Below are 14,145 nucleotides of genomic sequence, written 5' to 3'. Positions count from 1 at the left end.
ATGCTCCCTCCGTTTTGTGCGGCGTGCGGCGCGCCCGGGGAGGAGTGCCCGAAGCCCTTGCTACTTCTGCACCTGACGACTAGTCATATGGCTAATCGAAACAAGGGAGGCCGTTCCGTAGCGGCTCAACTCGCAGGAGGGCACGTGAAGTTCTCCGTCATATTCGAAGCGCAGCTCGCCGACCCCACCGTCGAGCGCGAGCATCAACTCATCCATGACAGCGTCGAACAGGCCGTCCTGGCCGAGGAGATGGGGTTCGACCGGGTCTGGGCCGTCGAGCACCACTCCCTCAAGTGGTACGCCCACATGAGCGCCCCGGAGATCTTCCTGACCTGGGTCGCGGCGCGCACCAGCACCATCCGCATCGGGCACGGCGTGGTCTGTATGCCGTTCAAGTTCAACCACCCGGCGCGTGTCGCCGAGCGCGCCGCCATGCTCGACCTGCTGTCCGGCGGACGGCTCGACCTGGGGGCGGGTCGCGGGGGGACGCTCCAGGAGACCTCACTCTGCGGCGTCGACAAGGAGCGAACGACCCAGGAGGTCGAGGAAGCCCTGCACATCATCGGCAAGGCCTGGCAGGAAGAGGAGCTGGAGCATCACGGCGCTCTGCTCGACATCGACCCGCACCCGATCCTGCCCCGGCCGCGGCAGACCCCGCACCCCCCGCTCTTCCTCGCCTGCAGCAGGACCGAGACCCTGACCCAGGCCGCCGAACTCGGCATCGGCGCGCTGGTGATGGGCTTCGCGGGGCCCGAGTCGATCGCCGAGATGCGTACGGCGTACGACACGGCGATCGCGACCCGCGGCGACGAGCGCTTCGTGTCCAGCGTCGTGAACGACCACTTCTCCGTGCTCTGTCCGACCATCGTGCTCGACGACCGCGAGAGGGCCCGGCGGGTGGGCATCCGCGGCCAGCGGTTCTTCGCGCAGTCCATCGGGCACTGGTACGGCGGCGCCGGCATCCCCGACGAGGCCGTGGACGAGGGGGCCGACGAGGCGGCGGCGATGCGTGAGGCCGCCGAGCAGGTCGTCGCACGGCTGCACGAACACGACATCCCGGTCCGGCCCACCTCCACGGCCACGTTCAACGCGGAGCACGCCTATGGAACCGCCGACGACGCCATCGCGTACGTGGAACGGCTCCGGGACGCGGGGGCTGACGAGATCATGTGCCTCATCCAGATGGGCACCGTTCCGCAGGAGGCCTGCATGGAGACCCTGCGGCAGTGGGGCGAGAAGGTCATCCCGTACTTCCGCGCCCAGGAGGCGGAATGACGACGGCGAGCGGTGACGACGCCCGGGAACCGGCCTCACACCTGCACGCCGCGAGCACGGCCGGGGCGGGGACGCACACCGCGGGCACGGGCGCCGGGGGCACGGGCGCCGCGAGTTCGCACGCCGCGGGCACGGGCGCCGCGGGCACGGGCGCCGGGGGCACGGGCGCCGGGGGCACGGACGCCGCGGGCACGGACGCCGTGGGCACTGGCGCCGCGAGTTCGCACGCCGCGGGCACGGGTCCCGCGGGCACGGGCGCAGCGGGCACGGGCGCCACGAGTGCGCACGCCGCGAGCACGGACCCCGCGGGCACGGACCCCGCGGGCACGGACCCCGCGGGCACGGACCCCGCGGGCACGGGCGCCGCGGGCACGGGCGCCGCGGGCACGGGCGCCGCGGGCACGGACCCCGCGAGCACGCACGCCGCGAGCAGGGACCCCGGGAGCACGGACGCCGCGAGCACGGGCGCCGCGAATACGGCCGGAGCGAGTGCGGCCGGAGCGAGCGCGCGCGGCGGCCGCCTCGTCCCGGAGGTGCGGCCACTGGTCGACGCCCTCAGTGCCGCCTTCCCCGACCTCGGGGGCGCTGTCACGGACGCGGCCGAGGCTCGCCGTATCCTCGCCGCGACGCCTTCCGCCGGGAAGGCCGTGCCGACGGTGGGCGCCGTCGGAGACCTGCGCATCCCCGGCCCCGCAGGAGCTCCTGACCTGCCCGTACGCGTCTACCGCCCACCAGGGCGGACACGCCCCCGCCCCACCGTCGTCTTCTTCCACGGCGGCGGCTACACCCTCTGCGGCCTCGACACCCACGACGCCACCGCCCGCACCCTCTGCGTGGAGTCCGGGGCCGTCGTGGTCTCCGTCGCCTACCGCCTCGCCCCCGAGCACCGCTTCCCCGCAGCCGCCGAGGACGCCTACGCGGCCCTGTGCTGGGCCGCGGCCGAGGCGCGGGCGGGCGGCCTCGGCGGCGACCCGGACGCCGTGGTGACGGCCGGGGACAGCAGCGGGGGAGGCCTCGCCACCGTGGCGGCCCTGATGGCGCGGGACCGGCGAGGGCCAGGCGTCGCGCTCCAGGTGCTGATCTACCCCATGCTCGACGCGGGGCAGGGCAGCGGCTCGTACCGGTCGAACGCGACCGGCTGCTTCCTCACCGCCGCGCACCTGCGCTGGTTCTGGGAGCAGTACCTCGGCTCGGACGGCGACGGCGCCCACCCCTACGCCTCCCCGCTGACCGCGGACGTCACCGCGCTGCCGCCCGCGCACATCGTCACCGCGGGCTGCGACCCGCTGTGCGACGAGGGCGCCGCGTACGCGGACAGGCTGCGTCTGGCGGGGGTCCCGGTGACGCGACGGCACCACCCGGGGATGTTCCACGGCTTCCTGGGCTTCCCCCGGCTCCTGGACGATGCGCGGGCCGCGGTGGCGGGAGTGGCAGAAGCAGTCGCCTCAACGGTGTCCGGCAGGAAAATCAGCGGTGATGTTGGGGGTGTCACAGGATAATCTCCCGAGCTGCCTCTTGTGGTGGAGAACCTCGCCCGCATACGGTGTTTTGACGCGAGGTTCTCCCGTGGAGGTTGACAAGTGACGGAAATTCTTGTGCAGAGGGTTGCGGAAGAGGCGGTTTCTCCCGCGAATGGGGGTGCCCCCATCGGAAGGGTCGTGGAGCACCCGGCCTGGCCGATGCTCAAGGACGCCGTGGAGGAGATCCGCCCGTGGCAGTCCGCGGACGGTTCGATCGACTTCGACACGGAGGACGCCCCGCCGAAGTCCGTGGCCGAACTGGCCGTGGACCGCGTGATATCCGCGATCGAGCAGCTCGCCCCACTCCTGCCGCACGACGCCGCGTACCACCAGGCGCTCGGCACGGACCTGCGGCGCTGGGCTGACGGCGGCTTCCAGGTGCCGGACTTCCTCGACTCGCTGCTCGCCTTCCAGCCCGCGGCGCACCGCGAGGACGGCCTGCAGCACCTCGTGGTCTTCCCCATGTACACGCAGAACGGCAACCCCGACCGCAATCTCGAAGCGGTCGTGCTGCGCATGGTCTGGCCGGACTGGCTGGCCGAGCTGGAGCGCACGCGTTACGACAACCCGCTGTTCTGCGGCATCACCTTCGAGGACTTCACCGCCGGGTACGACACGAACTCGGCCGTGCTCTTCCCGGAGACCATCGCCGTGCGCGAGGCGCCCGAGCGCTTCAGCTGGGGCGGCATCTTCTGTGACCGCGAGGCGGCCCGCTTCCGCCGCGTCACCGAGGCCTCCGTGGAGATCCTGGGGCTCGAACTGCCCGACGACATCCGCGAGATGATCGGCGACCAGGACCGCTGCCAGCAGGCGTTCGTCCTGTGGGACATGGTCCACGACCGCACCCACAGCCACGGCGACCTGCCCTTCGACCCGTTCATGATCAAGCAGCGGCAGCCGTTCTGGATGTACGGCCTCGAGGAGCTGCGCTGTGACCTCACCGCCTTCAAGGAGGCCGTGAAACTGGAGGCCGAGGGCGTACCGCAGGCGCGTGACGTGCAGTACGCCGTCCTCTTCGACCGGATGTTCCGCTTCCCGGTCACCGGCGACCGCGTCAAGAACTACGACGGTCTCGGCGGCCAGCTGCTCTTCGCGTACCTCCACAAGCACGACGTGGTCCGCTGGACCGACAACAAGCTCAAGATCGACTGGCAGCGCGCGCCGCAGGTCACCAACCAGCTGTGCGCCGAGATCGAGGAGCTGTACCGCGCGGGCATCGACCGCCCCAAGCTGGTGCACTGGTTCGCCGCGTACGACCTGGTGTCCCAGTACCTCGCCCCGCACCCCGGATCGCGCTGGGCCAAGGGTCCCGACGCCCTGGATGTGCAGCTTCCGCCCAGGAAACTCGTCGACGACGTGCTTCCTGATGAATTTCCGCTCAGCATGTTCTATGAGGCGCTCTCCAAGAAGCTCAAGCACGTGATCGCCTCCACCAAGGGGATCACCGCGGCGCGCGCCGAGCAGGTCGCCGCATGAGCGACCGCACCAAGGAGGCGAGGACGATGTCCGCACTCGATGGAGCCGTGGTCGCGGTCGCGGGGGCAGCCGGGCCTGCGGGCCGGGCCACACTGCTGAGGCTCGCCGAGGCAGGTGCCACGGTCGTGGCGTCCGACGCCGACCCGGCCCGTCTCGCGGAGGCCGTGGACGCCGCGCGATACGCGCACGGCGGGGCCACCGTCATAGGCGACACGGTCGATCTCCTCGACCTGGGCGCGGCCCGGGAGTGGGCCACCCGTACCGAGAAGGAGTTCGGGCGGATCGACGGCCTGGTCCACCTCGTCGGCGGCTGGCGCGGCAGCGCCACCTTCGCCGAGACCGACCTCGCCGACTGGGACCTGCTCGAAAAGCTCCTGATCCGTACGGTGCAGCACACCTCGCTCGCCTTCCAGGACGGCCTGCAGCGCAGCGACCGCGGCCGCTATCTCCTGATCAGCGCGGCCGGCGCCTCCAAGCCCACGGCGGGCAACGCGGCGTACTCCGCGTCGAAGGCCGCCGCCGAGGCCTGGACGCTCGCCCTCGGCGACGCCTTCCGCAAGGCGGGGGCCGAGCAAGGCCTGACGTCGGCGGCTGCCATCCTGGTGGTCAAGGCGCTGGTGCACGACGCGATGCGCGCGGAGCGGCCCAACGCGAAGTTCGCGGGCTTCACGGACGTCAAGGAGCTGGCCGAGGCCATCGCCGGAGTCTGGGAGCGGCCCGCCGGAGAAGTGAACGGAACCCGCCTGTGGCTGACCGAGAAGCCGTGACCGCTCGCGACACCCGTGACCGAGAAGCCGTGAACCCTCCGAAGACCGACGCACGCCGTCACCACGACCCGGGTGTACGGGGGTTCGCGAGCGACAACTACGCGGGCGCCCACCCGGAGGTGCTCGCCGCCATCGCGCTGGCCAACGGCGGCCACCAGATCGCGTACGGCGAGGACGACTACACGGCCAACCTCCAGCAGGTCATCCGAGGCCATTTCGGTCCCACGGCCGAGGCGTTCCCGGTCTTCAACGGCACCGGTGCCAACGTCGTCGCGCTGCAGGCGATCACCGACCGCTGGGGCGCGGTGATCTGCGCCGAGTCCGCGCACATCCACGTGGACGAGGGCGGCGCCCCCGAGCGCATGGGCGGCCTCAAGCTGCTCACGGTGCCCACGCCCGACGGCAAGCTCACGCCCGAGCTGATCGACAAGCAGGCGTTCGGCTGGGACGACGAGCACCGGGCGATGCCGCAGGTCGTCTCCATCGCGCAGAACACCGAACTGGGCACGCTCTACACGCCCGACGAGATCCGCGCCATCTGCGATCACGCGCACAAGCTCGGCATGAAGGTGCACCTCGACGGCTCGCGCATATCGAACGCCGCCGCGTCCCTCGACGTCCCCATGCGGACGTTCACGAACGCGGTCGGCGTGGACATCCTGTCCTTGGGCGGCACGAAGAACGGCGCGCTCTTCGGGGAGGCCGTCGTCGTCCTCAACCAGGACGCCGTCAAGCACATGAAGCACCTGCGCAAGCTGTCCATGCAGCTCGCCTCCAAGATGCGTTTCGTTTCCGTGCAGTTGGAGGCCCTGCTCGCCAAGGACCTCTGGCTGCGCAACGCCCGGCACGCCAACGAGATGGCGCAGCGCCTGGCCGAAGGGGTGCGCGCCGTCCACGGCGTGGAGATCCTCTACCCGGTACAGGCCAACGCGGTCTTCGCGCGCCTTCCGCACGACGTGAGCGAGCGGCTGCAGCAGCAGTACCGCTTCTACTTCTGGGACGAGGCGGCGGGCGATGTCCGCTGGATGTGCGCGTTCGACACGCGCGAGGAGGACGTGGACGGGTTCGTGGCGGCCCTCAAGGAGGAGATGGCGCGCTGATCAGCGCCACTCACTGACTGCATAGGTATACGGCTGATCACAATTGCATTGACTCGCGGTCGGTCGTATTCCTATGCTCCCGTGCCATGCGGCTCATCCAGGAAAACCCTGACCTGTCGGCGTACTTGGCCGCCGACGAGGTGGTCGACCACCACCATCCACGGGTCCGCGAGACGGCGGCCAGCCTCGCACAATCATCCGCCGATACCTACGCATACGCCCACGCGGCCTTCGAGTTCGTGCGCGACGCCATCCCGCACTCGCAGGACTCGGGCCGCATGGAGGTCACCTGGCGTGCGTCCGACGTCCTGCGGGAGCGCACCGGCATCTGCACGGCCAAGTCCCACGCCCTGGCCGCCCTGCTGCGCGCCGAGGATATCCCGACGGCGTTCTGCTATCAGCGGCTGCGGGACGACAACACCGGCGGTTACTCCCTGCACGGCCTCGTCGCCGTACGCCTAGACGGCGCGTGGCACCGGCAGGATCCACGCGGGAACATACCGGCCGGGGTCGACGCACAGTTCCGGCTCGGCGAGGAACGGCTGGCCTGGCCCGTGGACCCACAGTCCAATGAAGTGGACTATCCGGTCCTGTACGCTAAACCGAGCCCGGTGGCGCTCAGCGTGCTCAGGCAGGCCCGCGACCGACTGCACCTCTGGCAGATCCACCCCTCAGAACTGTGACGCTCGCATCAGAACTCCGACGCCCGAACTGTGAGGCACGACGGACCATGACCATCGACCTGACCGTCTCCGACGAGGTCCGCGCCCTCGCGCCCGGCTTCACCCACGTCGCCATCGAGGCCCACGAGCTCGTCAACGGCCCCAGCGGCGACGAGACTTCGGCCCTCCTCGACGAGGCCGCACGCCGCCTCGCCGAGCGGCTCGACGGCCGCGCCCCGCACGAGGACCCGCACATGGTGGCCTGGCGCGCGGCGTACACCGCCTTCGGCGCGAAGCCGTCCCGTACGCGCAACTCCGCCGAGGCGCTGGCCAAGCGCGCCCTCGCCGACGGTGGTCTGCCCCGGATCAACGCCCTCGTCGACGTCTACAACGCGATCAGCGTCGCCCACCTGATCCCGGTCGGCGGTGAGGACCTCGACCACATCAAGGGCGGCATGCGTCTGGTGCGGGCCGACGGCACCGAGGACTTCGCCACCATGGCCGCGGGGGAGCGGGCCGTCGAGCACCCGGACGCGGGGGAGGTCGTCTGGTGCGACGACGAGGGCGTCACCTGCCGCCGCTGGAACTGGCGCCAGGGGCCGCGCACCCGCCTCACGGAGGAGTCGGTCAACGCCATCTTCCTGCTGGAGGGGATGGGGCCGGACTCGGGCGTCGAGGAGGCGGGCGCCGAACTGGCCGAGCTGCTGGCGAAGTTCAGCCCCGGCGCGCGGCTCACCGTCCGCGCGCCGGAGCGGGCGTCCGACCGACCCGCATAAGGGGTCGAGCACCCCGAGAATCAGGGGTCGAGCACCTCGAGTAATCGATTCAGCTCGCCTCGGCGGCCTTCACCTCGGCCGGAGTCGGCGCGGTGCCGCCGAGGTGCGCCGGCATCCACCACGTGTCGTCCGGGCCCTTGGGGCGTACGGGATAGGCGCGCTGCGCGGCTTCGAGAAGCTCCTGGCAGCGCTCGCGCAGGCGCCGGGTGATCGCCCCCGCGAACTGGTCCTTCGGCGCCTCGACCGGCTCACCGACCCGGATCGTGATCGGGATGTGGCTGCGCTTGAAGTTGCGCGGCTGGCCCTTGGTCCACAGCCGCTGGGTGCCCCACAGCGCCATCGGGATCAGCGGGACGCCGGCTTCCTGTGCCAGGCGCGCGGCGCCGGACTTGAAGGTCTTCAGCGTGAACGACGGAGAGATCGTCGCCTCGGGGAAGACGCCGATGATCTCCCCGGCGCGCAGCGAGTCGAGCGCGTGCTGGTAAGCCGTCTCACCCTGCTTGCGGTCGACGGGGATGTGCTTCATCCCGCGCATCAGAGGGCCGGAGATCCTGTGCCGGAACACCGACTCCTTGGCCATGAAGCGCACGAGCCGCTTCTGCGGCAGAGCCGCGAGGCCGTCGAAGATGAAGTCGAGATAGCTGATGTGGTTGCTGACCAGCACCGCGCCACCGGTGCGAGGGATGTTCTCCGACCCCTTGCAGTCGATCTTCAGGTCCCATGCCTTGAACAGGGTTTTCGCGGCACCGATGACCGGACGGTAGACAAGCTCTGCCATGGGTGGGGATGACCCTTCGTTTCTGCCTGGGGAGGGGGTTCCCGGCGGGAAGTTACGCAGCCGTAGGTTTTTCGGCGTTGCGCAGATCGTGCCCCAAGAACGGACCGCTGGCCACCCATCGTGCCCGGCGGGCGCGAGATTCTCGTCACGTTGGGAATGTTCGCGGGCGCCGGGACGCTGAAGCCGAGGACGGTTGGATCATGACGTGGGGGCGGGAGGCTGACGTGCGGATACGCGAGGCGGAGCTGGGGGAGCGGGCCACGCTCGTGCAATTCTCCAGCGCCTTCTGCCAGCCCTGTCGTGCGACCCGTCGCGTCCTGTCCGAGGTGGCCGCCATGGTCCCCGGCGTGTCCCACGTGGAGCTCGACGCCGAGGCGGAACTCGATCTCGTACGGGAACTGCGCATCCTCAAGACGCCGACCGTGCTGGTGCTCGACGCGGACGGCCAGGTCGTGACGCGCGCGACCGGGCAGCCGCGCAAGGCCGATGTGATCGCCGCCCTCGGCAAGGCCGTGTGAGAACCGGGCCACGGGGGAGGAGGGGCGTGACCCATACGCCTTTCACATCGCGGAACGGACTTGACTGCACCCCACATCCATCGCCAGCCTGCTCCCATGCCTCCGGAGCTCCTTCTCCACGAGCGCGTCCACGTGGACCTCGCCCGTCATGCAAGTGCGCGCTGTCCGGGCTGCTGAGCAGCCACGGAATCGCTCGTACCTCCTGCAGAAGGACACGTCCATGACGGCCACGCCCGACCTCCGCACGCCCCAGCTCGCCTCCCCCGACCTCCTGCGCTCCGTCTTCCGGCGGCATGCGGCGGGGGTCGCGGTGATCACCGCGCAAGGCCCGGGGGGCCCCGTCGGCTTCACCGCCACCTCGCTCGTCTCGGTCTCCGCCGAGCCGCCGATGCTCTCGTTCGGCATCGGTACGAAGGCTTCCAGCTGGCCCGCGGTCTCCGAGGCCGAACACGTCGGCGTCCACATACTCGGTGAGCATCAGCTGGACCTCGCCACGACCTTCGCGCGCAGCGGCGCCGACCGCTTCGGCGCGGGCACGCGCTGGTACGAGGGGCCCGAGGGCGTCCCCGTGCTCGACGGCACGCTGGCCTGGCTGGTCTGCAGGGTCGCGGCGCGGGTGCCCGCCGGAGACCACCGGATCGTCGTCGCGGAGGCGGTGGTGGGCGACCCCGCGGGCGCCGGCCGCCCGCTCCTGTACCACCAGGGGCGCTTCAACGCGCTGCGCGACTGAGGGCCGGCTGGAGTTCCCGGACGACCCACCTGGCGCTTGATTACAGAGCGTTGGGAAGGTCACAGTTCAAAGCGCTTGCTTAGTGGGAATGCAGTAGGTGTACTGGCGAGTAATATTCTGGTCGGAGCGCGGGCCGCCCCGACCGGGATCCGCCCCTTCAGGCGCCTATGCTGCCTGCAGGAAGGCAGTGGCCAGAGCAAGGCAGCAGCCGAGTAAAGACGATGCAGTAGGAGAGCCGGCGTGAGCTTGAGGATCGTTGTCACCGTGAAGTACGTGCCTGACGCCACCGGCGACCGGCACTTCGCCGATGACCTGACCGTCGATCGTGATGACGTGGACGGCCTGCTGTCGGAGCTCGACGAGTACGCGGTCGAGCAGGCGCTGCAGATCGCCGACGAGGCGGACGACGCGGAGATCACCGTGCTGACCGTCGGCCCCGAGGATGCCAAGGACGCGTTGCGCAAGGCGCTGTCGATGGGCGCGGACAAGGCGATCCACGTCGAGGACGACGACCTGCACGGCACGGACGCGCTGGGTACGTCGCTCGTCCTGGCGAAGGCGATCGAGAAGGCCGGCTATGACCTGGTGATCTCGGGCATGGCGTCCACGGACGGGACGATGGGTGTGGTGCCGGCGCTGCTGGCCGAGCGTCTTGGTGTGCCGCAGGTGACGCTGCTGTCCGAGGTGTCGGTCGCGGATGGTGTGGTCAAGGGCCGCCGGGACGGCGATGCCGCCTCCGAGCAGCTGGAGGCCTCGCTGCCGGCGGTGGTGTCGGTGACCGACCAGTCGGGCGAGGCGCGTTACCCCTCGTTCAAGGGGATCATGGCGGCGAAGAAGAAGCCGGTGCAGGCCTGGGACCTCTCGGATCTGGATCTGGAGGCCGAGCAGGTGGGCCTGGAGGGTGCCTGGACGAAGGTCGAGTCGGCCACCGAGCGTCCCGCGCGCAGCGCGGGCACGATCGTCAAGGACGAGGGCGAGGGCGGCAAGCAGCTCGCTGAGTTCCTCGCGGGCCAGAAGTTCATCTGAGCTTCAGCCACCCCCGAAAATCCGCCCCACTTCTTCGTAACCGCAGGAGATTGAAGTCCCATGGCTGAAGTTCTCGTCTATGTCGACCACGTGGACGGTGCCGTCCGCAAGCCCACCCTGGAGCTGTTGACGCTGGCCCGCCGGATCGGTGACCCGGTCGCCGTCGCGCTGGGCAACGGCGCCGGCGACACCGCCGCCGCGCTGGCCGAGCACGGCGCGGTCAAGGTCCTCACCAACGACGCCGCCGAGCTCGCCGACTACCTGGTCGTGCCGAAGGTCGACGCGCTGCAGGCCGCCTACGACGCGGTGTCCCCGGCCGCCGTGCTGGTGCCCTCCTCCGCCGAGGGCAAGGAGATCGCGGCGCGTCTGGCGCTGCGGGTCAAGGGCGGCATCATCACCGACGCCGTCGACCTGGAGGCCGACGGTGAGGGTGTGGTGGCCACGCAGTCCGCGTTCGCCGCCTCCTACACCACCAAGTCCCGGGTCTCCACCGGCACCCCGGTCGTCACGGTCAAGCCGAACTCGGCCCCCGTGGAGGCCGCCCCGGCAGCGGGCGCCGTCGAGGCCCTTTCCGTGTCCTTCTCGGAGCAGGCCACCGGCACCAAGGTCGTCTCGCGTACGCCGCGTGAGTCGACCGGGCGTCCGGAGCTGACCGAGGCCGCGATCGTGGTCTCCGGCGGGCGCGGGGTGAACGGGGCGGACAACTTCCACCTCATCGAGTCCCTCGCCGACTCGCTCGGTGCCGCGGTCGGCGCCTCGCGCGCGGCGGTGGACGCGGGCTGGTACCCGCACTCCAACCAGGTCGGCCAGACCGGTAAGTCCGTCTCCCCGCAGCTGTACATCGCCTCGGGTATCTCGGGTGCGATCCAGCACCGGGCGGGCATGCAGACCTCCAAGACGATCGTGGCGATCAACAAGGACGCCGAGGCCCCGATCTTCGACCTGGTCGACTACGGCGTGGTCGGCGACCTCTTCGACGTCGTCCCCGCCCTCACCGAAGAGGTCAACACCCGCAAGGGCTGAGCTCATCGATCGAACGAGGCCCTCGCCCCGCGCACAGCGGGGCGAGGGCCTCGCCGCGTCACAGGCTCAGCGAAGCCTGCACCGGCAGATGGTCGCTCGGGAACTGTCCGCCCTGCGAGAAGGTGTTGATGGCCGCCGAGTGGACCCGCACCCCGGGCGTCGCCAGGATCCAGTCGATCCGGTCACCGTCCGGCACCAGCGGCTTGTATCCGTGGAAGGTGGCGTACGCCTTGCCGCGCTCGTCCGCCGCGTCCCACGTGTCGACGAGACCGGCGCCCAGCAGCGTGTCGTAGACCGGGTTCTTGTGCGCCGCGACGTTGAAGTCACCCGTGACCAGGAGCGGCAGGGACGGGTCGAGGGCCGGGATCCGTTCGGCGATCAGGCTCGCGGCACGCGCGCGTGCGTACTGACTCGCGTTGTCGAGGTGGGTGTTGAGGACGTACAGCTCGGTGTCCGTGCGCAGGTCGTGGAAGCGGACCCAGGTGACCATGCGGATGGAGCCGCCGCCCCAGGTGTTCGATCCGATGACGTCCGGGGTGTCCGAGAGCCAGTAGTGGTCGTACTCGACCGGCGCGAGTCTGCGGGTGTCGTAGAAGACGCTCATGAACTCGTCCCGGCTGCCGCCCGCCCGGCCGGTGCCGATCCAGTCGTAGTGCTGCCCCAGATCCTCGGCGATGTCCCGTACCTGCTGGTAGAGGCCTTCCTGGGTGCCGATGACATGAGGGCGCCCGCGGCGCAGCAGTTCCCGGGCCACCGGTCGGCGGTCGGCCCAGGTGTTGGGCGGCGTGGTGCTCGCGTAACGGAGGTTGAACGACATGACCTCCAGGCGGCGCCCCGCGCGCTCCACCGCGTGGACGGGCGAGGCGGCCAGCGCGGTGGTGAACAAGGGCACGGCCACCGCGGCGAGCGCGGTCTGCAGGCCGAAGCGGCGCGTTACTCGGGTGTCATTCGGCACGCGGTCTCCTTCAGTGGGTGGCGGTCAGGATGAGGTGCGGGCACGCGAGTGCGGAAGCAGGATCTGAGACAGGGATGAACGGACGAGGTCCGGCAGACGAGAGGGTGTTGACCAGCGGGAAGGTCGCCGGATAACTTCGCCATGCGGATTGTTGATTCCGTTAAGCGGAAATCGAGTGATCCTGATGTGTGGTCCCGAGTGAGTGGTCCGAGCGTGTGGAGGGTGCAGGAATGGGTCAGCAAGAGACGGTGGCAACGAGCCTCGCGGGCGCGGTCAGCGAGGGCATCAGCGCTTCCCTCGCCCCGGTGGACGCGGAGCTCGAGCGCCGCTACCCCGGCGACCCGGGCACCCGCCAGCCGGTCCACACCGTGTACGTCCCCGGTGAGCTCTTCGGCGCCGACACCATCCGTACGTGGGGTGACCAGGCCCTGAAGGCGCTCGACGAGCACGCTCCGGACGCCGCCACCTTCGCGTCCGTCCTCGGTCTCGCCGACGGCCTGGCCGCTCCGGTCTACGACCGCGTACGCGCCAAGCTGGAGCGCGAGCCGATCGAGGACCTGCGCATCGACTTCGAGGACGGCTACAAGGGCGCGGACGAGGACCAGGACGCCGCCCGCGCGGCCCGCCTGATCTCCGAGGCGTACAAGAACGGCACCGCGGCGCCGTACATGGGCATCCGCATGAAGTGCTTCGAGGAGAACGTGCGCGACCGCGCCATCCGCACCCTCGACATCTTCCTGTCCGGCCTCATGGAGGCCGGCGGCCTTCCCGACGGCCTCGTCCTGACGCTGCCCAAGGTCACCTACCCCGAGCAGGTCACCGCGATGGTGCGCCTCCTGGAGGAGTTCGAGAAGGTACGCGGTCTGGAGCCCGGCCGGATCGGCTTCGAGATCCAGATCGAGACCAGCCAGTCCATCCTCGCCACCGACGGCACCGCCACCGTGGCCCGCATGATCGGCGCCGCCGAGGGCCGCGCCACCGGCCTGCACTACGGCACCTTCGACTACAGCGCCTGCCTCGGCGTCAGCGCCGCGTACCAGACCAGCGACCACCCGGCCGCCGACCACGCCAAGGCGATCATGCAGGTCGCCGCCGCGGGCACCGGTGTACGCGTCTCGGACGGTTCCACCAACGTCCTGCCCATCGGCACCACGGAGAAGGTCCACGACGCCTGGCGGCTGCACTACGGCCTCACGCGCCGCGCCCTGGCCCGCGCCTACTACCAGGGCTGGGACATGCACCCCGGCCACATCCCCACGCGCTACGCCGCCGTGTTCGCGTTCTACCGCGAGGGCTTCGAGCAGGCCGCCGCGCGTCTTTCCGCGTACGCCGCCCACCGCGAGGGAGGCGACGTGGCGGACGAGCCGGCCTCGGCCAAGGCGCTCGCCGGATACCTCCTGCGCGGCCTGGACTGCGGCGCCCTCGACGTCGGCGAGGTCACCCGGCTCACCGGCCTGACGCTGGCCCGCCTGCAGAGCTTCTCGGGCCCGCGCCGCGGCGACCTCACGCCGCACGGAAAGTAACTCCCGGCACGCGCTG

14 protein-coding genes are annotated in these 14,145 nt (G+C 70.5%); 12 read left to right on the top strand and 2 right to left on the bottom strand.

Going from position 1 to position 14,145, the window contains the following annotated elements; translation table 11 throughout:
• The first annotated feature begins 144 nt into the window (after positions 1–144).
• The 7 genes from ABXJ52_RS04445 (at position 145) to ABXJ52_RS04415 (ending at position 7,576) form a co-directional block, all read left to right on the top strand.
• Entirely contained in the window at positions 145–1,275 is a 1,131-nt protein-coding gene (locus ABXJ52_RS04445) for an LLM class flavin-dependent oxidoreductase (protein ID WP_367039339.1), read from the top strand.
• Positions 1,272–2,774, top strand: a complete 1,503-nt coding sequence (locus tag ABXJ52_RS04440) for an alpha/beta hydrolase (protein ID WP_367039337.1) — start codon at positions 1,272–1,274, stop codon at positions 2,772–2,774. Before ABXJ52_RS04445 ends, ABXJ52_RS04440 begins: the two co-directional genes overlap by 4 nt.
• A gap of 96 nt (positions 2,775–2,870) precedes the next feature.
• Positions 2,871–4,271 carry a DUF6421 family protein gene (locus tag ABXJ52_RS04435; protein ID WP_367048801.1) on the top strand — a complete coding sequence of 467 codons (1,401 nt, stop codon included), beginning with the start codon at positions 2,871–2,873 and terminating at the stop codon, positions 4,269–4,271.
• A complete protein-coding gene (locus ABXJ52_RS04430) occupies positions 4,268–5,038 on the top strand; it encodes an SDR family NAD(P)-dependent oxidoreductase (RefSeq protein WP_367039335.1) in 771 nt (256 codons plus the stop codon). The genes ABXJ52_RS04435 and ABXJ52_RS04430 overlap by 4 nt, the downstream gene beginning before the upstream one ends.
• A 29-nt stretch (positions 5,039–5,067) precedes the next feature.
• Positions 5,068–6,138, top strand: coding sequence for a low specificity L-threonine aldolase (locus tag ABXJ52_RS04425; RefSeq protein WP_367039334.1), 1,071 nt, complete (start codon positions 5,068–5,070; stop codon positions 6,136–6,138).
• A gap of 86 nt (positions 6,139–6,224) precedes the next feature.
• A complete protein-coding gene (locus tag ABXJ52_RS04420; protein ID WP_367039332.1) occupies positions 6,225–6,821 on the top strand; it encodes a transglutaminase family protein in 597 nt (198 codons plus the stop codon).
• Positions 6,822–6,868: 47 nt separating this feature from the next.
• Entirely contained in the window at positions 6,869–7,576 is a 708-nt protein-coding gene (locus ABXJ52_RS04415; RefSeq protein WP_367039330.1) for a phenylalanine--tRNA ligase beta subunit-related protein, read from the top strand.
• Positions 7,577–7,625: 49 nt separating this feature from the next.
• Here ABXJ52_RS04415 and ABXJ52_RS04410 read toward each other — a convergent pair whose 3' ends face one another.
• Positions 7,626–8,354 carry a lysophospholipid acyltransferase family protein gene (locus tag ABXJ52_RS04410; protein ID WP_367039328.1) on the bottom strand — a complete coding sequence of 243 codons (729 nt, stop codon included), beginning with the start codon at positions 8,352–8,354 and terminating at the stop codon, positions 7,626–7,628.
• Positions 8,355–8,554: 200 nt separating this feature from the next.
• Here ABXJ52_RS04410 and ABXJ52_RS04405 point away from each other — a divergent pair, with 200 nt between their 5' ends.
• The 4 genes from ABXJ52_RS04405 to ABXJ52_RS04390 all read left to right on the top strand — a co-directional run bounded on the left by ABXJ52_RS04405 (position 8,555) and on the right by ABXJ52_RS04390 (position 11,651).
• The gene (locus ABXJ52_RS04405) at positions 8,555–8,872 is read left to right on the top strand and encodes a thioredoxin family protein (protein ID WP_367039327.1); all 318 of its coding nucleotides are present in this window, start codon (positions 8,555–8,557) and stop codon (positions 8,870–8,872) included.
• A gap of 220 nt (positions 8,873–9,092) precedes the next feature.
• Positions 9,093–9,602, top strand: coding sequence for a flavin reductase family protein (locus ABXJ52_RS04400; RefSeq protein WP_367039325.1), 510 nt, complete (start codon positions 9,093–9,095; stop codon positions 9,600–9,602).
• Positions 9,603–9,842: 240 nt separating this feature from the next.
• On the top strand, positions 9,843–10,628 hold the full coding sequence (locus ABXJ52_RS04395) for an electron transfer flavoprotein subunit beta/FixA family protein (RefSeq protein ID WP_367039323.1): 786 nt from the start codon (positions 9,843–9,845) through the stop codon (positions 10,626–10,628).
• 60 nt (positions 10,629–10,688) lie between these two features.
• Complete coding sequence (locus tag ABXJ52_RS04390) at positions 10,689–11,651, top strand: electron transfer flavoprotein subunit alpha/FixB family protein (protein WP_367039321.1); 963 nt, start codon at positions 10,689–10,691, stop codon at positions 11,649–11,651.
• 58 nt (positions 11,652–11,709) lie between these two features.
• Here the strand turns inward: ABXJ52_RS04390 and ABXJ52_RS04385 are convergent, their stop codons facing one another.
• Positions 11,710–12,606: an endonuclease/exonuclease/phosphatase family protein gene (locus ABXJ52_RS04385; protein ID WP_367039320.1), complete on the bottom strand. Its 897-nt coding sequence runs from the start codon at positions 12,604–12,606 to the stop codon at positions 11,710–11,712.
• Between the two features lie 230 nt (positions 12,607–12,836).
• On the opposite strand from ABXJ52_RS04385, the gene ABXJ52_RS04380 reads away from it, so the two are divergent.
• Positions 12,837–14,129 carry an aldolase/citrate lyase family protein gene (locus ABXJ52_RS04380; protein ID WP_367039319.1) on the top strand — a complete coding sequence of 431 codons (1,293 nt, stop codon included), beginning with the start codon at positions 12,837–12,839 and terminating at the stop codon, positions 14,127–14,129.
• The last annotated feature ends 16 nt before the right edge of the window (positions 14,130–14,145 follow it).

This window comes from Streptomyces sp. Je 1-332 (assembly GCF_040730185.1).
Lineage (GTDB): Bacteria > Actinomycetota > Actinomycetes > Streptomycetales > Streptomycetaceae > Streptomyces.
The sequence above is the reverse complement of the archived record's forward strand: the minus strand, read 5'-3'. Positions and strand labels throughout refer to the sequence as shown.